Source organism: Haloarcula sp. Atlit-7R (genome assembly GCF_003666065.1).
Classification (GTDB): domain Archaea; phylum Halobacteriota; class Halobacteria; order Halobacteriales; family Haloarculaceae; genus Haloarcula; species Haloarcula taiwanensis.
The window spans coordinates 109,185-131,757 of sequence record NZ_QXIK01000004.1 but is presented as its reverse complement, the minus strand read 5'-3'; the positions used below and the strand labels follow the sequence as shown (position 1 = coordinate 131,757).

Annotated in this window: 21 protein-coding genes and 1 tRNA gene; 12 read left to right on the top strand and 10 right to left on the bottom strand. The window is 64.3% G+C overall.

From position 1 onward, the window contains the following. Positions 1-106: 106 nt before the first annotated feature. Positions 107-1,456 (bottom strand): PAS domain-containing sensor histidine kinase, encoded by a 1,350-nt coding sequence (locus D3D01_RS10785; RefSeq protein ID WP_101350205.1) that lies wholly within the window; start codon positions 1,454-1,456, stop codon positions 107-109. 248 nt (positions 1,457-1,704) lie between these two features. Between D3D01_RS10785 and D3D01_RS10780 the strand changes: the two genes are divergently transcribed. Further along, on the top strand, positions 1,705-3,531 hold the full coding sequence (locus tag D3D01_RS10780; RefSeq protein WP_101350206.1) for an FAD-binding protein: 1,827 nt from the start codon (positions 1,705-1,707) through the stop codon (positions 3,529-3,531). A gap of 39 nt (positions 3,532-3,570) precedes the next feature. On the opposite strand, the gene D3D01_RS10775 is transcribed toward D3D01_RS10780, so the two are convergent. Continuing rightward, positions 3,571-3,891, bottom strand: coding sequence for a cupin domain-containing protein (locus D3D01_RS10775; protein ID WP_199725388.1), 321 nt, complete (start codon positions 3,889-3,891; stop codon positions 3,571-3,573). A 208-nt stretch (positions 3,892-4,099) separates the two neighbouring features. Between D3D01_RS10775 and D3D01_RS10770 the strand changes: the two genes are divergently transcribed. Further along, positions 4,100-4,201, top strand: a tRNA-OTHER gene (locus D3D01_RS10770). Between the two features lie 363 nt (positions 4,202-4,564). Here D3D01_RS10770 and D3D01_RS10765 read toward each other — a convergent pair. Next, positions 4,565-4,789, bottom strand: coding sequence for a hypothetical protein (locus tag D3D01_RS10765; protein ID WP_121512189.1), 225 nt, complete (start codon positions 4,787-4,789; stop codon positions 4,565-4,567). Positions 4,790-4,875: 86 nt separating this feature from the next. On the opposite strand from D3D01_RS10765, the gene D3D01_RS10760 reads away from it, so the two are divergent. The 4 genes from D3D01_RS10760 (at position 4,876) to D3D01_RS10745 (ending at position 8,917) form a co-directional block, all read left to right on the top strand. Beyond that, positions 4,876-5,916 (top strand): nicotinate-nucleotide--dimethylbenzimidazole phosphoribosyltransferase, encoded by a 1,041-nt coding sequence (locus D3D01_RS10760; protein WP_121512188.1) that lies wholly within the window; start codon positions 4,876-4,878, stop codon positions 5,914-5,916. A 2-nt stretch (positions 5,917-5,918) separates the two neighbouring features. Continuing rightward, positions 5,919-7,238, top strand: coding sequence for a cobyrinic acid a,c-diamide synthase (locus tag D3D01_RS10755; protein WP_121512187.1), 1,320 nt, complete (start codon positions 5,919-5,921; stop codon positions 7,236-7,238). Between the two features lie 72 nt (positions 7,239-7,310). Beyond that, positions 7,311-8,120: a diadenylate cyclase DacZ gene (gene dacZ / locus D3D01_RS10750; RefSeq protein ID WP_121512186.1), complete on the top strand. Its 810-nt coding sequence runs from the start codon at positions 7,311-7,313 to the stop codon at positions 8,118-8,120. Positions 8,121-8,122: 2 nt separating this feature from the next. Beyond that, positions 8,123-8,917, top strand: a complete 795-nt coding sequence (locus tag D3D01_RS10745; RefSeq protein ID WP_101350210.1) for a mechanosensitive ion channel domain-containing protein — start codon at positions 8,123-8,125, stop codon at positions 8,915-8,917. An 8-nt stretch (positions 8,918-8,925) separates the two neighbouring features. On the opposite strand, the gene D3D01_RS10740 is transcribed toward D3D01_RS10745, so the two are convergent. The 3 genes from D3D01_RS10740 to purD are packed head-to-tail and all read right to left on the bottom strand — an operon-like array spanning position 8,926 to position 12,402. Then, entirely contained in the window at positions 8,926-9,474 is a 549-nt protein-coding gene (locus tag D3D01_RS10740; protein ID WP_198560242.1) for a DapH/DapD/GlmU-related protein, read from the bottom strand. Positions 9,475-9,494: 20 nt separating this feature from the next. Further along, complete coding sequence (locus tag D3D01_RS10735; RefSeq protein WP_121512185.1) at positions 9,495-10,991, bottom strand: TrkH family potassium uptake protein; 1,497 nt, start codon at positions 10,989-10,991, stop codon at positions 9,495-9,497. A gap of 58 nt (positions 10,992-11,049) precedes the next feature. Next, positions 11,050-12,402 carry a phosphoribosylamine--glycine ligase gene (gene purD / locus D3D01_RS10730; RefSeq protein WP_121512184.1) on the bottom strand — a complete coding sequence of 451 codons (1,353 nt, stop codon included), beginning with the start codon at positions 12,400-12,402 and terminating at the stop codon, positions 11,050-11,052. Between the two features lie 191 nt (positions 12,403-12,593). Between purD and D3D01_RS10725 the strand changes: the two genes are divergently transcribed. Both D3D01_RS10725 and D3D01_RS10720 read left to right on the top strand, forming a co-directional pair. Then, positions 12,594-12,815, top strand: a complete 222-nt coding sequence (locus D3D01_RS10725) for a hypothetical protein (RefSeq protein ID WP_121512183.1) — start codon at positions 12,594-12,596, stop codon at positions 12,813-12,815. Positions 12,816-12,869: 54 nt separating this feature from the next. Then, the gene (locus tag D3D01_RS10720) at positions 12,870-15,023 is read left to right on the top strand and encodes a thioredoxin domain-containing protein (RefSeq protein WP_121512182.1); all 2,154 of its coding nucleotides are present in this window, start codon (positions 12,870-12,872) and stop codon (positions 15,021-15,023) included. Between the two features lie 3 nt (positions 15,024-15,026). Here the strand turns inward: D3D01_RS10720 and D3D01_RS10715 are convergent, their stop codons facing one another. From D3D01_RS10715 to D3D01_RS10705, 3 genes are all read right to left on the bottom strand, one after another. After that, the gene (locus D3D01_RS10715) at positions 15,027-15,416 is read right to left on the bottom strand and encodes a thioredoxin family protein (RefSeq protein WP_121512181.1); all 390 of its coding nucleotides are present in this window, start codon (positions 15,414-15,416) and stop codon (positions 15,027-15,029) included. A gap of 110 nt (positions 15,417-15,526) precedes the next feature. Next, positions 15,527-17,656, bottom strand: coding sequence for a glycoside hydrolase family 3 protein (locus tag D3D01_RS10710; RefSeq protein WP_121512309.1), 2,130 nt, complete (start codon positions 17,654-17,656; stop codon positions 15,527-15,529). 41 nt (positions 17,657-17,697) lie between these two features. Continuing rightward, on the bottom strand, positions 17,698-19,401 hold the full coding sequence (locus D3D01_RS10705) for a histidine kinase N-terminal 7TM domain-containing protein (RefSeq protein WP_121512180.1): 1,704 nt from the start codon (positions 19,399-19,401) through the stop codon (positions 17,698-17,700). 80 nt (positions 19,402-19,481) lie between these two features. Between D3D01_RS10705 and D3D01_RS10700 the strand changes: the two genes are divergently transcribed. Next, complete coding sequence (locus tag D3D01_RS10700) at positions 19,482-19,751, top strand: DUF5827 family protein (RefSeq protein ID WP_121512179.1); 270 nt, start codon at positions 19,482-19,484, stop codon at positions 19,749-19,751. Next, a complete protein-coding gene (locus D3D01_RS10695; protein WP_101350218.1) occupies positions 19,748-20,572 on the top strand; it encodes an ATPase in 825 nt (274 codons plus the stop codon). Before D3D01_RS10700 ends, D3D01_RS10695 begins: the two co-directional genes overlap by 4 nt. Positions 20,573-20,595: 23 nt before the next feature. Here the strand turns inward: D3D01_RS10695 and D3D01_RS10690 are convergent, their stop codons facing one another. Continuing rightward, complete coding sequence (locus D3D01_RS10690; RefSeq protein ID WP_101350219.1) at positions 20,596-21,171, bottom strand: MBL fold metallo-hydrolase; 576 nt, start codon at positions 21,169-21,171, stop codon at positions 20,596-20,598. Positions 21,172-21,293: 122 nt separating this feature from the next. On the opposite strand from D3D01_RS10690, the gene D3D01_RS10685 reads away from it, so the two are divergent. Then, positions 21,294-21,878, top strand: coding sequence for a response regulator transcription factor (locus tag D3D01_RS10685; protein WP_121512178.1), 585 nt, complete (start codon positions 21,294-21,296; stop codon positions 21,876-21,878). A gap of 10 nt (positions 21,879-21,888) precedes the next feature. After that, positions 21,889-22,548: an ATPase domain-containing protein gene (locus tag D3D01_RS10680; protein WP_121512308.1), complete on the top strand. Its 660-nt coding sequence runs from the start codon at positions 21,889-21,891 to the stop codon at positions 22,546-22,548. Positions 22,549-22,573 lie beyond the last annotated feature (25 nt).

The window sequence follows — 22,573 nt, the reverse complement described above, 5'->3', positions numbered from 1 at the left end:
CGGTGGCCCGAGCCGAATAGCCACAGCGGTCGTGATCTAGATCCACGCACTGAACTGTGTGAGATGGGTTTTGGAGGGGATCACAGGCACGAGCGCAGAGCTCAGTTCAGCTATCGGAACAGATAAACTCGAAGCGCGCACCGCCGCTTTCGCTGTCGGTGGCGATGACCTCCCAGTTGTGTGCGTCGACGATTTGTTCGACGATGCAGAGCCCGAACCCGGTTCCCTCATCGGCCGTCGAGTAGCCGGGTTCGAACAGGTCCGCGGTGCCGTCCTGAAAGCCCGCGCCGTCGTCCGTGACGTAGAATCCCCACGGCTCTGTTCCGACGGTGACGGTCACGTCGTCGCCACCGTGTTCGATAGCGTTCCGAAAGAGGTTCTCAAGTAATTCCAGCATCGCGCCTTCGTCGGCCTTGATGCTGTCGTCAGCAACAGTTTCAAGCGTCGCGTTCTGGGTGTCGACCATCGACCAGGCCCGCTGAGAAAGGGCGTCGAGGTCGACTGTTTCGATCTCCGTCGGGTCGACGCCCTGTTTGGCGAGTACGAGCAAGTCGTCGATGAGCGTGTACATTCGGTCAATGCTCCGCTCGGCTCGCTCGAAGTGTGCTTCTTCGCCGGTCTCACGCGCGAGTTCGAGCGAGCCGTCGAGGACATCCAGCGGGTTCCGGAGGTCGTGACTGATAGCGTCCGAGAAACGCTCAAGGCGCTGGTTCTGTCGTTTGAGTTCCTGTTCGCGCTGTTTCCGTTCGGAGATATCGCGGGTCGTAACGACAACGTGGTCTTCCAGCGGGCCGCTCGCGACCTGCTGGCCACGGGATTCCGCCCAGATCCAGTCACCATCGGCGTGGCGATATCGGTGTTCGATGACAGCGACGTACCCCGGGTCGTCTATCATCCGGCCGAACTCGGTGAGCGCGGTCGAGAGGTCGTCCGGGTGTACGTACTCGAAGAGGTCCGAGTCTTGCATTTCCTCTTGCTCGTAGCCGAGGACGCGTTCCACAGACGGGCTGATGTACTCGACGCTGCCCTGCTCGTCGAACACAGTGAGTACGTCGGAGGTGTGTGTGACGAACTGGTGAAACTGGGCCTCAAAGCGCGGCCGGTCGCTGACATCGCGGGAGGTGAATACTCGGCAATCGCGGTCCGTCTCAGTGGCCGTTGAGACGATGGTTTCGAGCCAGAGCCAGTCGCCGTCGGCGTTTCGGAACCGGTACTCGGTCCCGTCGTCCTCTCGTTCGCCCACGAGTGTGGCGCGGACGCGGTCTGTATCTTCTGGGTGGACGAGATCCAGCCAGTTCGTGCCGACGAGCGACTCCATATCATACCCTAATATACGTTCGATAGCCGGACTCACGAACCGTATCACCAGTTCGGTGTCGGTAACTGTCAGAACTGATGGTGCTTCTGCTAACACCGCTTCGAAATCATCAGTTGACGTGAGGTACTGGTCTGGCATCAGCGTTGAAACGGGCCGGGGCCGTACTGGGACTATCCGGTTGCTCTAGTATCAGTAGTTGGTTCCTAAGTATTCACAGCGTGTGATATAATTCCATCGGATAGGTCAAAAATTCACTTTTACTGACAGTACGTGCCGGTGTCAGAAATGGGATACAGCTCACTAGAAGCGTCACGCTCGGTAACGCAACAGGGAGGCTTAAGTTTGGCTAATCCTAAGCCGAAACCACGCCAAGAGACACTCTCACAATGTACGAACACGATGTCATCGTGGTCGGCGCGGGTGGCGCTGGCCTCAGGGCGGCTATTGCAGCGGACGAAGAGGGTGCAGACGTTGCCCTCGTGACCAAGCTCCATCCGGTTCGGAGCCACACAGGTGCCGCGGAGGGGGGAATCAACGCCGCGCTGCAGGAAGGGGACTCCTGGGACCTCCACGCGTACGACACGATGAAGGGGTCCGACTACCTTGGCGATGCCCCTGCTATCGACACCTTCGCCAAGGACGCCCCGGAAGAGGTCATCCAGCTCGAACACTGGGGAATGCCCTTCTCGCGTGAGGACGACGGGCGCGTCTCCCAGCGACCCTTCGGCGGTCTCTCCTACCCGCGGACGACCTACGCGGGTGCCGAAACCGGTCACCACCTCCTGCACACGATGTACGAGCAGGCGGTCAAGCGCGGCATCGAAGTGTACGACGAGTGGTACGTGACCCAGCTTGCGGTCACTGACCACGACGACCCCGAGGACCGCGTCTGTCACGGCTGTGTCGCCTACGACATCAAGTCCGGGGAGATTCAGGGCTTCCGGGCGAACAACGGCGTCATCCTGGCGACCGGCGGTCTGGGGCAGGCCTTCGACCACACCACGAACGCCGTCGCCAACACCGGGGACGGCTGTGCGATGGCCTACCGCGCCGGCGTCCCGATGGAGGACATGGAGATGATCCAGTTCCACCCGACCACGCTCCCGTCGACAGGCGTGCTCATCTCCGAAGGGGTCCGCGGCGAGGGCGGCATCCTCTACAACGACGACGAGGAGCGGTTCATGTTCGAGCACGGCTACGCCAACAACGAGGGGGAACTGGCCTCCCGCGACGTGGTCGCCCGGGCCGAACTGACGGAAGTCAACGAGGGCCGCGGCGTCGAGGACGAGTACGTCGACCTCGACATGCGCCACCTCGGCGAGGAGCGCATTCTCGACCGTCTTGAGAACATCCTCCACCTCGCGGAGGACTTCGAGGGCGTCGACGGCCTTGAGGAGCCGATGCCGGTCAAGCCCGGCCAGCACTACGCCATGGGCGGCGTCGAGACCGACGAGAACGGCGAGACGTGCATTGACGGCCTCTACGCGGCCGGTGAGACCGCCTGCGTGTCGCTACACGGCGCGAACCGACTCGGGGGCAACGCCCTGCCGGAACTACTCGTGTTCGGCGCTCGCGCCGGCCACCACGCCGCCGGCAAGGACATGAAAACCGCCGAAATCGAGACTGGTCCCTCCGCCAAAAGCGAGCCTGGCGACGTGGAGCCACCGGTCGAACCCGGCGCAATCGACGCCAGTAGCGGCGACGTTGCCGCAGACGGGGCCGCTGTCGAACCGACGGCGGTACTCGAAAGCACCGTCGAGCAGGAACGCCAGCGCGTCGAAACCCTCATCGAGTCCGACGGCATCAACCACGCTGAAGTTCGCGCGGATGTCCAGGAGACGATGACCGAGAACGTCAACGTGTTCCGGACAGAGGAGGGCCTGGAGAAGGCCCTGCGGGACCTTCGGGAAGCCCGCAAGGAGTACGAGAACGTCGCTGTCGAGGACCCCTCCCGGACCTACAACACGGACCTCATCCACACCATCGAGACGCGCAACATCCTCGACGTGGCCGAGGCCATCACGCTCGGCGCACTTGCCCGCGAGGAGTTCCGCGGCGCACACTGGCGTGCGGAGCACCAGGAACGCAAGGACGACGAGTGGATCAAGCACACGATGCTGGCATGGAACGAGGGCCAGCCGGAACTGTACTACAAGCCCGTTATCCTCGAAGGCGACGAAGAGACCTACGAACCGAAGGTCCGGTCGTACTGACGACCTGCCCACCGCCTGGGTTATCTGTTTGTGCGAGTTTCAGGGCGCGCCGACGAGGATAAACGTGCTCTCAGTATCGCCGTTGTGGATCGCTCGCTCCGCCTCCGGCGGAAGCCTGATTGCGTCGCCGGCTTCGAGGGACACCTCGTCGCCGTCAACCTCGACAGTCGCTGTTCCCTCGACGAGGACGTACACCTCTTCGTGACCTTCGTCGGCGTGGTCGTGCGGTTTGCCGGTCCAGCCAGCCTCACAGTCCAGCACAGTGACGCCAACCTGCTCACAGTCCAGCGGGTCCCGGAGGAAGTGCATCGCATCTGCGACCGGTTCCACGTCGGTGTAGTTGACTTTCGTGTATCTCACGTCCAATACTGTCGTCGGCCAGCATGAAATAAGCTGTTGTGGATCCGATAGGAATAGGCAAGGGACAGATACCGCTCCGACGATAAACGGTACCACAATGGTCCAGCAAACGCCCGGCTAAACATCACTCGACTGCCGGGAGCGTTGCGCGCGGAAACACCCGGAATCATCACTTACTTGGTTGTCAGGAACGTATATTGGGTAGCTTGGAAGGGTGGCTCAGTGGTAGAGCGCTACCAGCCAACATGCCAGAATCGGTTGGTGGTTACCCCGCAAAGGGCTCCGCGTGGTTCGACTCCCGCCCCTTCCATTTTCCGTCATTCATCGTGAGCGGATGCGACCGGCTTCGATGTGCCACACCGGAAGCTCAGCCCTGATAGTTGGGCTGGCCAGAATTACTGCACACACCGGAGGGGCGGCTGGGAGCTACGAACTGTTGGCGTGGGAGCTAGCGGCTCACAGGAAGTGGAAAGGTAAGGAATGTGGGGGTGGGGGGTGGGGGTGGTGCGGCACCAGTACGGTGCCTATCTGGAACAAAGCGGGGAGATGTATAAAAAATCACCGCCGAGATTATCAGATCTGATTTTTCGTCAGGCCGTCAGTACCGGGCACCACGCCATCGCCGTAGATAACAAAGAGAGAAACAACAGCGACGTGTCCCGGTTTCGACCAGTTACTTGTGGGTGAATAGCACGACGTTCCCGTCGTTGATGGTCGTACAGAGGTCCATCTCGAAATCGAGATTGAGCGACGTGAACTCCTGCTTGCAGACGACCATATCGTCGAACGGCTCTTCACAGGACGGACAGGCTACAGCCGTCGTGTTCTGGTACGAAACGATCGCCTCGTTATCCTCGCGCGGCGTCAACGACGAGCGGAGTTCGTCGAAGTCGTCCATGTTCGGGCAACCGCGGGCGTGCGTCATAAATCATGCGCCACCCCGTCACCAAGGTATTAAAGTTTATTTGTGGTAATACAACCACAATGACTTCACCCGGTGTCGGAACGCGCTTTGCACTCGTCGCAGGAACCACGGAAACCGCAAGTCGGGCGGGTATCAGCGCCGCTGGAGCCGATCCCGAGCTCATGTCAGTAACGCCCGCGGCGGATGCAGAGTTGGTGACATACGGCAGTCCGGTCCGGACGGACGTGACACCAGTCAGTCCAAGCGGCTGTCCGACGCCGGCACTGGTGACACGGGCTGTCCGAGAAGTCCTGGGGTTTGATACCACAGTTATTGACGGCGGACTGGCGGAGCGAACGGGAGCGCCAACGGTCGCTGTCGGCGCACGTCCGGGAAAAGACATCGCAGAGCAAGACCCGGTGTCGACGGCCCACGGGGCATTCGCGGCCGCCCGACAGCTCGGGCAGGCGCTCCCGGCCGACGAGTTGTATCTTGGCGAGACTATTCCCGGCGGGACAACGACGGCCCTCGGCGTCCTCCGGGCATTGGGTGAGGACGGGATGGTCTCATCGTCGCTTCCAGAGAATCCCACAGAACAGAAAGAGAAACTGGTCGCCGAGGGACTCCAAGCCAGTTCGTTGTCACCGGGTGACGCCGCAAACGAACCGAAACGGGCGGTCCGCCGGATGGGTGACCCCGTTCTGGCAACGCTCGCTGGTCTGACCGCGGGAGCCGTCGAGAGCGATACAGCTGTGACACTCGCTGGCGGCAGCCAGTGCATCGCCGTCGCTGCGCTGGTCCGCCACGGCGGCTACGAGGGACCGCTCGGACTGGCGACGACGAGCTACGTAGCTGACGACGAGAGTGCCGACGTGCGAGCCTCCGCTGCTCGGCTCGATCTCGACCTGACGGTAACGGACCCCGGATTCGACCAGAGCGACCACGTCGCGATGGAGCGGTTCGTCGCCGGCGAGGCCAAGGAAGGGGTCGGAATGGGCGGCGCGCTGGCGCTAGCCGACCGCGCCGGTATCCCGATGGCAGAGGTACGGGACCGGTTTGGGGCTCTCTACGACGACCTGATCGGCGACGCGCCCTCAGCGACAGCCGAGGAGAGGACGTGAGGATGGACGGGGTCGTCCTCGCCGGCACAAGCTCCGGCGTCGGCAAAACCGTTGCCACGCTGGCGACTCTGACAGCGCTCGAAGACGCCGGGTATCAGCCCCAGCCGGCCAAGGCTGGCCCGGATTTCATCGACCCGAGCCACCACGAGGCGCTCGTGGACACGCCCTCGCGGACGCTCGACCCCTGGCTCGCTGGCGAGGCTGGTATGTGTCGCACCTACTGGCGCGGCACAGGGGATATCTGCATCGTAGAGGGCGTGATGGGGCTCTACGACGGGACGAAGACGTCGACGGCAGCCGTTGCCGAGGGGCTTGACCTCCCGGTCGTTCTGGTCGTGGATGCAAAAGCCGGGATGGAGAGCGTCGCCGCAACGGCGCTGGGGTTCGCACGGTACGCCGACCGCATCGGCGCTGACATCGACGTGGTCGGCATCCTCGCACAGCGCGCCCACGGCGGCCGGCATGCCGACGGTATCAGGGACGCGCTCCCCGAGGACCTCACCTACTTCGGCCGGATTCCGCCGATGTCGGACCTGGAGATTCCCGACCGGCATCTCGGACTGCACATGGGCGCAGAGGCCGGCTTAGACCGCGACGCGCTCTCGACAGCGGCGGAGACTATCGATGTCGAACGGCTTGTCGACGTGGCCCGGACACCGCCGGCAGTCGAGACGGCGAGGACGACTACTGACGGCTCACTGGCCGACCGTCGGGTCGCCGTCGCACGGGACAGCGCGTTCTGTTTCACCTACCCCTCGGTACTCGAACGGCTCCGTGCCGAGGCGACCGTCGAGCCGTTCTCGCCGGTCGCCGGCGACCCAGTCCCCGACGCCGACGCGATATATCTGCCCGGTGGCTATCCGGAACTCCACGGCGAATCGCTCGAAGCCGGCGGCACACTCGACGAGCTAGCCAGTCGTGCCGCCGACGGTGTCCCCATCTACGGCGAGTGCGGCGGCCTGATGGCGCTGTCGGAGTCGCTGACGACGACCGGCGGCGACACCCACGAGATGGCCGGGGTCCTCCCCGCGGACATCGAGATGCAAGACCGGTATCAGGCGCTCGACCACGTAGAGCTAGCGGCGCAGTCAGACTCTGTCGTGGCTGGGTCCGGGACACACCGCCGCGGCCACGAGTTCCACTACTCAGCTGCGACCCTCGACAGTGACGCGTCGTTCGCCTTCGAAATGGTTCGAGGCGACGGTATCGACGGCGAACACGACGGCCTCACAGAGTACAACACCGTCGGCACGTACTGCCACTGCCACGGAGAAAGCGGTGCGTTCGACCGTCTACTGGCAGTGCCCTCGACGGACATCTGACGGCGGGCCTGCCGTCGGACGCGCGGCTGACTGCCCGCAACCTTTTTTTCGACAGACAGCATCGTTCTGATAATGAACGAGTTGCGCGACCTGCTCGGAGACCTGGTCGCAGACGTCGACGCCGTGTTCCTGTTTTCCCCGAACGCGTCGTTCTTCGAGGAGTTCGCCGACGTCGATGAAGAAATCGTCGTTGTCGGCCCGGAGAACACCCTCGATGCGGAGCCGTTCGTCGAGCTACCCATCGATTTCACCGACCTCGAAGGCCGCCTCCGCTTCGGTATCGAAGGCGCACTGGAGCAGGGCATCGTCGACGAGGGCGACGAGGTCCTCTGCGTGACCGAAGTGCTGGACGGTTCCGAGAACACGCTCGTTCGGGTTCAGACGAACGACTTCTCGCCCTCTGGTGTGTACGACATGTTCGTCAACTCGCGGGCAGACGCAAGCGTCGTCCGCGACGTCTTCGAGGTCGCTATCGAACTCGGAAAGAAGGGGCAGAAAGGCAAGCCGGTCGGTGCACTGTTCGTCGTTGGCGACGCCGGTAAGGTGATGAACAAGTCCCGGCCGCTGTCGTACAACCCCTTCGAGAAGTCCCACGTCCACGTCGGCGACCCCATCGTCAACGTGATGCTCAAGGAGTTCTCGCGGCTCGACGGGGCGTTCGTCATTTCAGACGCCGGCAAAATCGTCTCCGCGTATCGGTATCTCGAACCCTCCGCGGAGGGGGTCGACATCCCCAAAGGACTCGGTGCGCGGCACATGGCGGCGGGCGCGATCACCCGTGACACCACCGCGACGGCTATCGTTCTCTCTGAGAGCGACGGGCTCGTACGGGCGTTCAAAGGCGGGGAGCTAGTCCTCGAAATCGACCCCGAGGAGTACTGAGGATGCAACTCGGCTTCGACTGGGCGACGATCATCCGGCAGGTGTTCTCACCGCAGGGAACGTTCATCCTTTCGCTCGTGGTACTGGCTGTCGGTATCGTCCTCGGCTATCTCGTCTGGCGCTCCTCCCGGCGGTTTATGCGCGAACTCGGCGTCCCAGAGGCAGTAGAGGGAACCCCATTCGAGCGGACGGCACGGGGGCTCGGCACATCGACCGTCGGCATCGTCTCGAATCTGGCGGCGCTGTTCATCTACATCACGACGGTCACTGCCGTCCTCAACATCGCACAACTGACCGACCCGGAACTGTACTGGGCCCGTTTCACGTCGTTCCTGCCCGATCTGTTTATCGCCCTCTTTGCCGTCATCATCGGTCTCATTGCGGGCGATAAAGCCAAGCTCATCGTCTCCGAGCGACTGCGCAGCGTCAAGATGCCCGAGGCGACGGTGTTGCCAGAAGTCGTCAAGTACAGTATCTTTTATCTGGCAGTACTCATCGCGCTCGGTCAACTGGGCGTCGAGACCCTCGCCCTGCTCATTCTCCTCGGGGCGTACGCGTTCGGGCTCGTGTTCGTCTGCGGGCTGGCGCTGAAAGACATCCTGCAGGCCGGTGCGGCCGGTCTCTACCTCCTGTTGACAGAGCCATACAGCATCGGGGACGAGATCGTCATCGGCGACCAGAGCGGCATCGTTCAGGAGGTGGACATTCTCGTCACGCGTATCGAAAGCGACGGTGAGGAGTACATAATCCCGAACAAGCGGGTGTTCAATACGGGTATCGTCCGTATCCGGAGCTAAGCGCTGTGTTACGGTTCTTCGGTCGCTGTGTCGTCCGAGCCCAGCGGCTCGGCCGGAACACCGGCGACGGTCGTTTCCGGCGGCACGTCGTCAGCCACGAGCGAGTTCGCCGCGACCTGTGCGCCCGGACCGATTTCGACGCCGGGAAGGACAACCGCGCCCGCACCGACCATCGCCCGCTCACCGACGACGACCTCGCCGGTTCGGTACTCGTCCTGCAGGAACTCGTGACACAGCAGCGTCGCGTCGTAGCCGATGATGGCGTGGTCCTCGACAGTGATGAGTTCGGGCCAGAACACGTCGGGCGTCGATTCCAGGCCCCACGCGACGCCGTCGCCGACGGTGACGCCCAGCCGGGACAGCAGCCAGTTCTTGAGCCGAAGGCTCGGCGAGATGCGACAGACGAGGATGACGACGTAGTTGACCATCACCCGGAGCGGGTGTTTACCGTCCGGCCACGGGAATAAGGAGTTGTACGGGCCGGGCGTCGGGTGCTGGCGCAGCCGGTCGTGTCGTGGACCACTCACGTCCGTCGTGTACGGGGCCGCGATAATCAAACCCGTCGGCTCGCCGGCGGTCACCGCGTCCAGAACGTCGGCGTCAGCATCACCAGCACGGGGACAATTTCGATTCGGCCGACCCACATCAGCAGTATCATCAATACCTTGCTCGACCGGGCGAAGCCCTCGTAGGTCCCGTACGGGCCGGCCTGTCCGAACGCGGGGCCGATGTTGAAAAACATCGACGCGGCGGCACTGAGGGCCTCGAACTCGGTTATCGGCGCCCCAGAGCGCTCCCCATCGACGACGAGGAGAACAGTTCCGATGACGAAAAACACCATTGCCACTAACGTGTAGGCGTACACGTCGCGGACAGTGTCTTCACTGATAGCCTCGTTACTGAGCCGTACTGGGCGGATGCTCCGTGGATGGGCCGCGACGTTCAGGTCCCGCCAGAAGGACTTGGTGACGACGAGCCAGCGGAGCGTTTTGATAGAGCAGGTGGTGCTGCCGGCCATCCCGCCGATGAACATCATGACGAAGAGGACGTTCTTGGCCCCGGCAGACCAGGTATTGAAATCCGTCGAGGCGAACCCGGTCGTTGTGACGATAGCGGCGACCTGGAAGACAGCGTGTCGGACAGTGTCCCCGACACCGCCAGTGACGCCCTGGTCAAGTACCAGCAAGCCACCAACAAGCATTGAGCCGACAGCAAGGATTCCGAGATAAAAGCGGAACTCCTCGCTATTGCGCAGTCTGTGGGTGTCGCCACGGAGCAGCGCATACAGCAAGACGAAGTTCGTCGCGCCGACGATCATAAACAGCGTGACCGCCCACTGGACGGCCGGCGAGAACGCGCCGATGCTCTCGGCTCGCGGAGAGAATCCGGCGGTTGCGATGGCGGTGAACGCGTGTGCGACTGCGTCAAAAAGCGTCATCCCGGGCGCGAGACCGCTGGCACCGAGCGCAGCGAGAATTAGCGCTGCCCCTGCGGTCAGTCCCAGGTACAGCAGTCCGAGGATGCGCGCCGTCTGCTCGATACCGGGAGTGAGCTTCGTGACGTTCTCGGTCCGCGCTTCGGTCTCCATGAGCTGTGCGCCCGCGACCGAGAGCCGCGACAGCACGGCCGTCGCAAGCAACAGGACGCCCAGCCCGCCGAGCCACTGGAGGACCTGCCGCCACATGAGCAGCGCCTGCGAGTGAGCGTCGAAGTCCCTGATGACCGTCGCGCCGGTGGTCGTGATGCCGCTCATCCCCTCGAACAGGGCGTTGACTGGGCTGGCAAACACTCCTGTGCCCTCGATGTACAGCGGCATCGCACCGACGACAGCGATAGTCAACCACGCCAGGGACACCGTGAGAAACGCCTCACGGTCGCGAATGTGTTCGCGCTGGAACCAGGCCAGCGCTTTGCCGACGCCGAGAGTGACTGCTATCGTGACCAGATACGGCCACGGCGACTCGGCGTAGAGCAGGGCCACGACCACCGGAATCGCCAGCGGAACGGCTAGCCACTGCATGATAGCCCCGAGGACGTTCAGCGCGGACCGGATATCGACGGTTGTCAGTGCCACCGCAACTCACCGTCCGGCGGGCCGCCACCACGTGACCGCTGACGCTGCAACCACGCGCTCAGTCCGCACCGCCGCGGATGTCGTCCATATGGTCGATGCGCTGCTGAACGAGGTCGTCTTTGCCGATATCGTGGCGGACCCGAAGGCCTTCGGTGCCGGCGCGCTCCAGCGACTCCTCGGCGATGGCTTCCGCATCCGCGATGGTCTCCGCGAGGCCGACGACGGCGTAGGAACGGGAGGTGGTGGTGTAGATACCGTCCTCGCGGTCGTCGACGCTCGCGTAGAACAACAGCGCCTCGGGAGCGGTGTCGGCCGCGTCACCGGACTGGTCGGCGTGCTCTTCGACGACGCTCGCGATGACACCGTCGTCGATAGTCACCTTCGCCCCGGCGTCAGGGTCGGTCGGGTAGCCGTCCGGAACGGCGTACTTACAGACGGTCGCCAGCGGGCGGAAGGACAGTTGCGGGAGCGGGTTGTCGTCGCGAGCGGCGGTCAGCACGTCGAGGAAGTCTGTGTTGAGGACCGGCAGGGTGTTCATCGCCTCGGGGTCGCCGAAGCGGGCGTTGAACTCCACGACGCGCGGTCCCGTCTCTGTGAGCATGAACTGGCCGTACAACACGCCCTTGTAGCCGTCGAGGGCGTCGACGGTCGCACGGAGCACATCGACGGCGTCCATGTAGTCGTCCTCGTCCATGAACGGCAGGTGGAGGCTGGCGTCGGAGTAGCTCCCCATCCCGCCGGTGTTCGGCCCCTCGTCGCCCTCGTAGGCGCGCTTGTGGTCCTGGACGGCGGGCGTGACGCGCAGTTGCCCGTTGGCGACGAACGCCTGGACGGTGAACTCCTCGCCGACGAGTCGCTCTTCGAGGACGACGCGGTCGTAGTCGGCGTTCCGGAGGTACTCCTTGGCCTCCTCGGCGGTGCACTGGTCGCCGATGACGCGGACCCCCTTGCCGCCGGTGAGGCCGGCGGGCTTGACCGCGAGGTCACCGTCGTACTCGTCGATGTACTCGCAGGCGGCGTCCATGTCCTCGAACGTCTCGAAGTCCGGACAGCCGGGGATGTCGTGTTCCCGCATGAACCGGCGCTGGAACGCCTTGTCTGTCTCGATACGGGCCTCCTGCTCCTGTGGCCCGAAGGTGTAGATGCCGGCGTCGTCCAGCGCGTCGGCGACTCCAGCGGCGAGGGCTGCCTCGGGTCCGATAACCGCCAGCGTGGCGTCGACCTCCCGGGCGTAGGTCGTCACGGCCTTCGGGTTGGTCGTGTCGAGTGCCTCGAAGCCGTCGGCAAGAGCGACGATGCCCGGGTTCCGGTTGCTAGCACAGGCGTACAGCTCCCCCGGCGAGTCCGCGAGCGAGCGCGCAATCGCGTGTTCCCGGCCACCGCCACCCACGAGCAGCACTGTCTCTGACATACCCGAAGGCCGGATTGGCTCTCACGTAAGTATTGTCTTTTCGCCGGTTTTCGCTGACTGTGGCGGTCGTTTCTGTTTCGAGTGCGCTCGTGTACAGGTCGCTGGATGGAGACCGGGAGCTACTTTACCCGACCGTCTGACACACGGGTACATGTCCCCCCCGCCCATTTGTCGACCCCCCAACAGGAGAGCTGGACACGGCCCAGATACTCTCGGAAGCCGTTCCGCTCGCGAAGCTCATCGGCGTGTTCGTTGCCGGAAGCCTCCCTCTCTATGCCATCGCGTTCTTCGGCGCGGAGAACTCCGCACTGGGTGCATTACTGGCCCTGCTCGGTGATTTCATCGTCGCCGTCGGAGCCGGTGTCGTCCTTATGTACGTCATCGCCCGTGGAATCCGGCTGGCCGGCGAGTAAGTCCTCGCTGCCGGCGTCGCGTTCCTTTTCACCGCGGCGCTCCCAGCCACGGGTATGAGCGACGCCACGGACCCGACGGCCCGAAACCGACTCGACGAGGCGGAGAGCCCGTATCTCCGCCAGCATGCTGACAACCCCGTCAACTGGCAGCCCTGGGACGAAACGGCCCTGGAAGCCGCCAAAGAGCGGGACGTGCCAATCTTCCTCTCTATTGGCTACGCGGCGTGTCACTGGTGTCACGTCATGGAGGAGGAGAGCTTCGAGGACGAGGCCATCGCCGAGCAACTCAACGAACACTTCGTTCCGATAAAGGTCGACCGCGAGGAACGCCCGGACCTCGACTCGGTGTACATGAGTATCTGTCAGCAGGTGACCGGTGGCGGTGGCTGGCCGCTGTCGGCCTGGCTCACGCCAGAGGGCGAGCCGTTCTACGTCGGGACCTACTTCCCGCCGGAGGAGAAGCGCGGCCAGCCGGGCTTTGGCGACCTGCTCCAGCGCCTTTCAGACTCGTGGTCGGACCCCGAACAGCGCGAGGAGATGGAAAACCGTGCCCAGCAGTGGACCGAGGCAATCGAGAGCGACCTCGAAGCGACGCCCGCCGCTCCCGAAGACCCCGCTGAGGACATCATCCAGACTGCCGGCACGATTGCCCATCGCGGGGCGGACCGTCAGGACGGCGGCTGGGGCTCCGGCGGGCCGAAGTTCCCCCAGAACGGGCGGCTCCATGCACTTCTGCGAGCCCACGCGGACGGCGGTCAGGAAGACTACCTGACCGTCGTCGAGGAGACGCTGGATGTGATGGCCGACCGGGGACTGTACGACCACGTCGGCGGCGGCTTCCACCGTTACGCGACCGACCAGCAGTGGGCGGTCCCGCACTTCGAGAAGATGCTGTACGACAACGCCGAGATTCCCCGTGCCTTCCTCGCGGGCTACCAGGCCATCGGCTCCGAACGCTACGCCGCGGTCGTCCGGGAGACCTTCGAGTTCGTCCAGCGCGAACTCCAGCATCCAGACGGCGGCTTTTTCAGCACGCTGGACGCCGAGAGCGCGCCCGTCGATGACCCCGAGGGCGAGACGGAAGAGGGGCTGTTCTACGTCTGGACGCCCGAGCAGGTCCGCGAGGCCGTCGACGACGAGACCGACGCGGACATCTTCTGTGACTACTTCGGCGTCACGGAGCGGGGGAACTTCGAAGGCGGGACGGTCCTTGCGGTTCGAAAGCCCGTCCCGGCGCTCGCCGAGGAGTACGAACGAAGCGAGGACGAAATCACGGCGAGCCTCCAGCGGGCCCTGAACCAGACCTTCGAGGCCAGAAAGAGCCGACCGCGACCGGCCCGCGACGAGAAGGTGCTGGCCGGCTGGAACGGCCTGATGATTCGGGCGCTCGCCGAGGGCGCTCTCGTGCTGGACGACGCCTACGCCGACGTGGCTGCCGACGCCCTCTCGTTCGTCCGGGAGCACCTGTGGGACGCCGACGCGGGGCGACTCAACCGCCGGTACAAGGACGGCGACGTGGCCATCGACGGCTACCTGGAGGACTACGCGTTCCTCGGTCGCGGCGCGCTGACGCTGTTCGAGGCGACCGGCGACATCGAGCACCTCGCGTTCGCTATGGACCTCGGACAGGCCATCACAGAGGCGTTCTGGGACGACAAACAGGAGACGCTGTTTTTCACGCCGACCGGCGGCGAATCGCTGGTCGCACGGCCCCAGGAACTGACCGACCAGTCGACGCCGTCCAGCACCGGCGTCGCCGTCGACCTCCTGCTGTCGCTGTCGCATTTCAGCGACGACGACCGCTTCGAGGACGTGGCCGAGCGGGTCATCCGGACCCACGCCGATCGCGTCTCCTCGAACCCGCTCCAGCACGCCTCGCTCACGCTGGCGACGGACACCTACGAGCAGGGCGCGCTGGAACTCACCTTCGTCGGCGACCGGTCGGAGTACCCCGACGAGTGGACGGAGACACTTTCCGACCGGTACATTCCGCGCCGTCTACTGGCCCACCGACCGGCCGACGAGAGTCGTTTCGAGCAGTGGCTCGGAACGCTGGGACTGGACGATTCGCCGCCAATCTGGGCCGGCCGCGAGCAGGTCGATGAGCGGCCGACGGTGTACGCCTGCCGGAACTTCGCCTGTTCGCCACCGAAACACGACCTCAAGACGGCGTTAGACTGGGGCGCGGGAACTGACGACGCGGCGTGAGAATCAGGCCATCTCGGCTTCGATTTTGTCGGCGAGGTACACCGCGATAGGGACCGGCTCCTCCTCGACGAATCGGGCAATCTCCTCGCCATTGTGTTCGACGACGACTGTCGGGATGAGTTCGATGTCGTATGCCTCGACCTCCGGTCCTGTCTTCGAGTCGTCCTCCTCCTTCTCAACGGGGTAGTGGTGGACCAGTGCGTCGGGGACACCGGCGGCTTTCAACGCCGCCCCGAAGTCGGGGAGCTGTGCCCGGCAGTCCTTGCACCAGTCGCCGCCCCAGATCTTGTACTCGAACTCGTCGGCGTAGCGCGTGAGAACGTCGACAGTGTCGGAGTAGGCGTCTTCGACCCACACCGGATTCGGCTCCATGGTTTCGAGCGTCTGACTCATGACCGGCTATATGTATTCGGGGGGCTTGAAATCCCCGGCCACGGACCCCCCGGTTCAGACGGGCTTCTGCGGAAAACGCCGCGTTTCAGCCGAGGTAACGACCGGACACGCTACCGGTCGACCGCCACAGTCGTCCGAACGTCCCGCGACGACCGCCCGATTTCAACGGTGTACGTTCCGCTGTCGACCGTCCACCCGGAGTCGGGGACGTACCGCGAGAACGCGAGGTCATCCAGCGTCAGTGTCACCGTCTGTCGTTCACCGGCGTCCAACTGCACAGCTTCGAATCCGGCGAGTTCACGCACGGGGCGGTCAGCGTCCTCGACGGACGGCGGTCGGACGTAGGCCTGAACGACCTCCCGGCCCGGCCTGTCGGCGACGTTCTCGACAGAAACTGTGACGGTCTGCTCCGCCGTAATTTCGGCATCGCCGTATGCGAATGTCGCATACGAGTGGCCGTGCCCGAAGGGGTAGGTCAGGTTCGCGTCTTCGTCGTCGAAGTGTCGGTAGCCGATAAAGACGCCTTCATCGTAGTGGACTTGATCGTCAACGCCGGGGTAGCGGCGCTCGGGTCCTGCAGTCGGGTACTGGCTTTCCGGGGCGAACGTCACCGGGAGCCGGCCGCTGGGGTCGCGGTCGCCGTAGAGGACTGCCGCCGCCGCGTCGCCGTCCGCCTGTCCGGGGTACCACTGTTCGATGATCGCGGCCACGTCCTCCCGCCAGGGGAGTTCCACTGGGCCGCCAGACCTGACGACGACGACGGTGTTCTCGTTGGCGGCGGCGACAGCCGAGACGAGTGCGTCCTGTCGGCCCGGCAGTTCGAGCGACTCGCGGTCCCGGGCCTCCGTCGTTGCATCACGGACGAACACGACGGCGACATCGGCTGCCGCGGCTGCGTCGACAGCGTCGTCAAGCGACGGCTCCCGTCGGGTGTCGTCCTCAGCCGTACCGTCAGCATCGTCGTCACCGACGAACGGTAGAAGGTCGAACAGCGAGACGGACTCGATCTGTGGGATGCCAAACGCGGTCGTGACAGCGCCCACGGCGCGAGATTCGATTCCTTCGACTGGTGTGACCGAGTGGACCGGCGACGTCTCGGAGGAGCCACCACCGCCAAGTTTCGGCTCATCGACATTCGGCCCGATAACAGCCACGTCCGCCCCATCGGCCAGCGGCAGGACGCCGTCGTTGTCGAGCAGGACCGTCCCGCGGGCCGCCACGTCCGCCGCAATGTCACGGTGGCGCTGACTGTCGATTTCACCCACCTCATCGTCGTTTTCACCGTCGTCGGCAGCAGTCCGGCCGCCGTCCAGTCGCCCGAACCGGTCCATCTGCCCGAGCACCCGCCGCGCCATGTCCACCAGTCGGTCGGCTGGAACCTCGCCGCTGTCGATGGCCGCTGCCAGCGGGTCACCGAACAGGCCCGCGCGTGTCGCGTCCGGGATGCCGTCGGGCCACTCGTAGCTCCCGGTTCCGTCGTCGGGGACTTCCGCCACGCCGGGCATCTCCATGTCAAGACCTGCGTTGGCCGCGCCGACGGTGCTCTCCAGCCCGTACCAGTCCGAGACGACGTAGCCGTCGAACCCCCACGCACCTTTGAGCACGTCACCGACGAGGCGCTCGTGGTCGCTCATGTGCGTGCCGTTCACTCGGTTGTACGCCGTCATCACCGAGCCGACGCCGGCGTCAACGGCCGAACGGAACGGCGGGAGGTACAGCTCCCGGAGCGTCCGCTCGTCCGCTTCCGCGCTGACGGTCGTTCGGTGGGTCTCCTGGTTGTTAGCGACGAAGTGTTTCACCGTGGCGACGACGTCAGCGGACTGAATGCCGTCGATAAGGCCGGCTCCGACAGCGCCGGCGTGGACGGGGTCTTCGGAGAGATATTCGAAATTGCGGCCACACTGCGGGACCCGGATGACGTTCACACCGGGCGCGAGCAGCGCGTCCTGTCCGAGTGCCGTCGCTTCGCGTCCCATCGCCGCGCCCTGTCGCCGGGCCAGATCGGTGTCAAACGTCGCTGCCGTCGCAATCGACGCGGGAAAGGCGGTCGCGCGATGGCCCTCTGCACGGATGCCGAGCGGCCCGTCGACGAGACGAAACGGCGGAATCCCGGCCTCTTCGATGCTCGGGAGGTACCCCGTCGCTGTGCCCTCTGGGTCGGTTGCGCCGCGAACAAGCGCGAGTTTCTGTGCGCGAGACAGCCGGGCGAGCAGCGCTTCGATGTGGTCCTCATCAGCCATACCGAAGTTCACGACCGGGCGGGCCTTAGGCTGTCGACTGGCTATGACACCGACTCGGACCGTTGCGTTGATTCCGCTCCGAGTCCCGAGACGACGAGTTTCGCGCCGCCTGACCGGCTTTCCGTCATCTCGACATCCCACCCGTGGGACTCGACGACGTGCTGGACGATTGCCAGTCCGAGGCCGGTCCCCGACTCGGAACTGCTGACGCCGTGTGTGAATATCTCCGCTCGTTTCTCGGGTGGGACGCCGGGCCCGTTGTCGCCGATTGCGAACCCTTCGGGGGTGGCGTCGACGCGTATCGTCACTGCCCTGTCCGCGGCGTCGTCCGACCGCCCGCCTGCGGCTCCGTGCTCCACACTGTTCCGAACCACGTTCTCGAACAGTTGCAGGAGCTGGTCACGGTCGCCGATAATCTCTCTGTCGCCGTCGATCTGCAGCGTCGCCTCGCCGGTGTCGACGTGACCCCAGGCCGCCTTCGCCAGCGCCGAAAGCCGTAGCTCGACCCGGTCGGTCGTCTGCTCGTCGCGGGCGAAGGCGAGCACCTCGTCGATGAGGCTACTCATCCGTTCGTGGGCTTTCTCCACACGGTCGAACTCCTCGGGGTCGTTGCGTTCCCGGGCCAGCGCCAGTCGGCCCGAAGCCACGTTCAGCGGGTTCCGCAGGTCGTGTGAGAGGACGGCGGCGAACTGGTCGAGCTGCTGGTTCCGGCGTTCCAGTTCTCGCTCCCGCTGCTTTTGTGCGGTGATTTCGTGGACGAGAAAGACACGCCCGACCAGCGCGTCGCGGGCGTCGTGCAGCGGTGTGAGCCGGATGTCGAAAAATCGGTCGCGTTGCTCGACGACGGCTGCTGTTTCTTCGGCGTCGTCGTTCAGACTGCGGTACTTTTCGAGAAGCTCAGGCGACGTTTCGAGCGCAGCCGCGACGGGCTGGCCGACGAGAGCTTCGTCTCCGAGGAGGCGGCGGCCAGCGTCGTTGGCTTCGAGTATCCTGTCGTTCGTGTCGACGACGAACACAGCGCTGTTGAGCGACTCGACGACCTCACGGTGGGCGACCGGCGAGATGTCCAGCAGTCGCCCCCTGAAGAACGCCCACGAGAGCGTGATTCCGGTTCCTGCCAGCAACAACGGTGTGAGTTCGATGCTGGTGTCGCCGAAGATGCTGAGAACGCTCCCGAACCACGGGAGGCCGATAGCCAGCAGAACGGCGTACACCTGCTTTCGGTACAGTTCACCGGAGCCGAGCCCGTAGTGGATGATGAGCGCACTCGACGCGGCGATGAGTGCGTAGGAGTACACGAGATGTCCCCAGAAAACAGGCCCGGCTGTGATCGTCCAGCCGTACATGCCGGTGTCCGTCGGGCCGGATACAGTGTATACCAGCCCGTCAGAGCCGGCGAGCAGCGCAGTAAAGAACACGATTGGCTCGATGCTCAGGAGCGCGTAAGTCCACCGATTGAGATACCGGTCGCGGTTGGTGTATGCCAGAGAGAACACGAACAGTCCGGCTATCGCGGGCATTACGCCGACGTACAGGCCATATGCGAAGAGAAGAGCCACGTCGGTCCCGCGCGTCAAGACACCGGCCGCGACACAGAGGTCCCAGACCGAGAGCCCGGCAAGCAGGACCGCGAGTGCGGTCCCGCCGGTGTAGTCGCGCCGCCCCCACGCGTACGCCGACAGCGTCCCGAGAACAACGGCCACGACGAGCAAAAGAAAGGCGTACGCAACAAGCAGCGTTGCCATTACTGAACACTCCTGCCCAGCGAGTAAATGGGTTCCGCCGGTTCGAGGGATTTACCCACTCGCTCGGCATACCGGCAGGTATGCCTGTCGACAAGCAGGAGTTCGACGAGATACTGTCGTTCGAGCTCCACGAACCTGCGGACATTCTCGACGCCGACAAACTGTACACTATCCCGGAAATCGCCCGCCTCCTGCAGGGGCTCCCGGCGGACGCCGAACTCAGCGAGGCCAATGAGTCGGTGTTCATCGACTGGGCCATCCCGTGGATGATATTCAATCAGGACGACCTCGTCATCGCCGACCCGCAGGACGATGATGTCGTCGGACTGTACGGTTTTGCCGAGTCATGAAGCTCCTCGTCGCCGGCAATGACCGCGTCGACGCGGGCAAGACCACGTTCAGCGTCGGCCTGCTCAAACGGACCAGCGCCCAGGGATTCAAGCCCAGAGCGGGCAACAACTACTGGTTCGACCACGACGACTATCAGCGGGCAACAAGCGAGGGGCGGCTGTACGGCAAGGACGCCAAGCGCCTCGCGGCCGCGTCCCCGGGCGACGTAGTCCCCGAGGAAATCAACCCGATTCACCGGCTGTGGCATCCCTCGCCGGGCGCGGAGACGGGCCTGCTCGGCAAGGAGAACCAGCAGTTCGTCGTCGACCGGGTCGGCCGCCCGAGTGCCGAAACCGGCGTCGAGTACGTCGTCAACGGGACCGTCGACGTGCCCGACTCCGTCGCCGAGCGTCTCCCGCTCGCCGACGCGCCGCGGGTCACCTCGGTCGCCGACTTCAACGACCTGATGCGCGTGATGCACGTCGAGGCCCTGGAGTCACTCGCCGCTGACATCGAGTCGGCCGACCGGGCGGTCGTCGAGTCCTACGGCGACGTGGCCCGGCCGCTGTCGGGTATCGAACCCGACGCCGTGGCCGTCGTCGAACCGGGCCGAGCGCGTATCTACGACGGCGACCGGTACGCCAAGGCCTGTCAGATTGCCACGGGCGGCCCCGGCGACGGCCAGCTGGAGGAACGGGTGCCCAACGTCGTCGACCTCATCGAGCAGGTCGCGGCAGTACGGCTCCCCGCGCTCGACAGCGAACAGCGCAGTGACCCGGCGGCTGTCGCCGATGCCTACGACCACGCCTACGACGCGTTGCTGGCCTGTGCGTTCGACTGAAACCTGTGCGCTCGGCCGCGCTCTCAGAACTTTGCGGCTTGCAGCGCCAGTTCGATGTCCTGATACGGCGCATCGGTAACGCTCGGTCCGTGACCGGTGTGCATCTCCTGTAGGTCCTCGTCGACAACCGACAGCATTCGGTCGATGCTCTCGACGAGCAGGTCACGATTCCCTTCGTCGAGGTCGGTCCGGCCGAAGCTCCCGTTGGCGAACACGAGGTCGCCGGCGAACAGGACGCCGGCGTCCGCAGAGTAGAAGCAGAGATGGTCGTTCTTGTGGCCGGGCGTGTGCAGCGCCCGGTAGCCGTGGTCGCCCAGCTGTATCGTCTCGTCGTCGGCGATAGCGTTCTCGATGCCGTCCTGCTCCGTGTCGTAGCCGTACACCGGCACGTCGAAAGCGTCGACGACGCTGTCGAGGTTCTCGACGTGGTCGTAGTGGGTGTGGGTGACAGCGATGGCGTCGATATCGTCGACGTGCTCTTTGACAGCCGACACCACGTCGAACTCGTTGCCGACGTCGACCAGCACAGTTCGGTCCCCGGTGACGAGAAACACGTTGCTCGTGAAGGCTTGCTGCCCGCGGGCGAGATTTCGAATCATTACCCGCCTATTTGCCGTCATGCCGGATGTGGGTGTCGTTCTGTCACCGGTCGAGACGCGCTGCACGCCCGCACCCACAGGGCTATGTACGTGGATATGCAAACGGGGGATAGTAGAACATCATGTCAGATTCGGACCTACCTGTAGTGCTTATCGTCGAAGACGAACCAGACGTTGCCGAGACGTACAAACTGTGGCTCCAACAGGAGTACGAGGTCCGCATGGCACAGAACGGCGACGAGGGTCTGGAGGAACTAGACGCGGATGTCGACGTCGTCTTGCTCGACCGGATGATGCCCGGACTCTCCGGGGACGAAGTGCTGGAACGCATTCGAGAGCGTAATCTGGGCTGTCGGGTGGCGATGGTCACCGCCGTCGAGCCGGACTTCGACATTCTGGAGATGGGCTTTGATGCATATCTCTCGAAGCCGATCCGGAGCGAACAGCTCCACGAAACGGTCGACAATCTGCTGGACCGCTCCGAGTACGACTCCCTGCTACAGGAGTACTACGCACTCGTCGAGAAGCAGGCAACGCTCGAAGCGACGAAATCGAGCGCAGAGCTGGCGGAGAGCGACCAGTACGACGAACTGACCCAGAGAGTCGCGGAGATGCGAGACGATCTCTCGGACACACTCGGTGGCATCGAAGACGACTCCGATTTCATCGCGACGCTTCGCGGACTGAGCAACGATGAAGACAACTGAGCGACAAACAATGTATGATCTCACCTCAGTACTAGAGTTCGATGCGCTCAGTGAGGTCCGGCCAGGGTCCAGCATCCTGATCTCCGGCCCGGCAATGAGCGGGAAGGACCGGCTTGCATACGATATTCTTGCCGACGGTCTACGCGAGGGGGACGGCGCGGTGGTCGTGACGACCGGTGACGGCGCAGGCAGCGTCGTCGAGGAGTTCCGGTCGCTCGTTCCCGACCTCGACGACTCCCAGCTCGGTGTCATCGACTGTCGCGGCGAGGGTGGCACGGACGAGGAGGTAATCGGCAACGCCCACGCGCACCACGTCTCTTCGCCCGGGGACCTCACCGGCATCGGTATCGGCATCACGAAGGCGCTGGAGGGGCTGCACAACGCCGGTAACGAGCAGGGCCGGCTGGCCCTCGTCTCGCTGTCGACGATGCTGACCTACACGGACAAGAAGACTGTCTTCAAGTTCTGTCACGTGCTGTCCTCGCGGCTGGATTCCGCGGGCTACATCGGCGTGTTCACCATCGACTCGGGCGCCCACGACGACCAGACCCTGCAGGTAATCAAGCAGGCGTTCGACGGGATGATCGACGTGCGCGACGCGGAGGGCGGCGGCCGAGAGGCCCGCGTGCTTGGCCTCGCCGGCGAGCCGACAGACTGGCAGGATATCTGAGTTCGGAGTCATCCGCGGGAGGTCC

Bases quoted from the DNA above. Each gene is read 5' to 3' on its own strand.
- D3D01_RS10785 (WP_101350205.1), bottom strand. From the start codon at position 1,456: ATGCCAGACCAGTACCTCACGTCAACTGATGATTTCGAAGCGGTGTTA.
- D3D01_RS10780 (WP_101350206.1), top strand. From the start codon at position 1,705: ATGTACGAACACGATGTCATCGTGGTCGGCGCGGGTGGCGCTGGCCTC.
- D3D01_RS10765 (WP_121512189.1), bottom strand. From the start codon at position 4,789: ATGGACGACTTCGACGAACTCCGCTCGTCGTTGACGCCGCGCGAGGAT.
- D3D01_RS10760 (WP_121512188.1), top strand. From the start codon at position 4,876: ATGACTTCACCCGGTGTCGGAACGCGCTTTGCACTCGTCGCAGGAACC.
- D3D01_RS10755 (WP_121512187.1), top strand. From the start codon at position 5,919: ATGGACGGGGTCGTCCTCGCCGGCACAAGCTCCGGCGTCGGCAAAACC.
- dacZ (WP_121512186.1), top strand. From the start codon at position 7,311: ATGAACGAGTTGCGCGACCTGCTCGGAGACCTGGTCGCAGACGTCGAC.
- D3D01_RS10745 (WP_101350210.1), top strand. From the start codon at position 8,123: ATGCAACTCGGCTTCGACTGGGCGACGATCATCCGGCAGGTGTTCTCA.
- purD (WP_121512184.1), bottom strand. From the start codon at position 12,402: ATGTCAGAGACAGTGCTGCTCGTGGGTGGCGGTGGCCGGGAACACGCG.
- D3D01_RS10720 (WP_121512182.1), top strand. From the start codon at position 12,870: ATGAGCGACGCCACGGACCCGACGGCCCGAAACCGACTCGACGAGGCG.
- D3D01_RS10715 (WP_121512181.1), bottom strand. From the start codon at position 15,416: ATGAGTCAGACGCTCGAAACCATGGAGCCGAATCCGGTGTGGGTCGAA.
- D3D01_RS10710 (WP_121512309.1), bottom strand. From the start codon at position 17,656: ATGGCTGATGAGGACCACATCGAAGCGCTGCTCGCCCGGCTGTCTCGC.
- D3D01_RS10705 (WP_121512180.1), bottom strand. From the start codon at position 19,401: ATGGCAACGCTGCTTGTTGCGTACGCCTTTCTTTTGCTCGTCGTGGCC.
- D3D01_RS10700 (WP_121512179.1), top strand. From the start codon at position 19,482: ATGCCTGTCGACAAGCAGGAGTTCGACGAGATACTGTCGTTCGAGCTC.
- D3D01_RS10695 (WP_101350218.1), top strand. From the start codon at position 19,748: ATGAAGCTCCTCGTCGCCGGCAATGACCGCGTCGACGCGGGCAAGACC.
- D3D01_RS10690 (WP_101350219.1), bottom strand. From the start codon at position 21,171: ATGATTCGAAATCTCGCCCGCGGGCAGCAAGCCTTCACGAGCAACGTG.
- D3D01_RS10685 (WP_121512178.1), top strand. From the start codon at position 21,294: ATGTCAGATTCGGACCTACCTGTAGTGCTTATCGTCGAAGACGAACCA.
- D3D01_RS10680 (WP_121512308.1), top strand. From the start codon at position 21,889: ATGTATGATCTCACCTCAGTACTAGAGTTCGATGCGCTCAGTGAGGTC.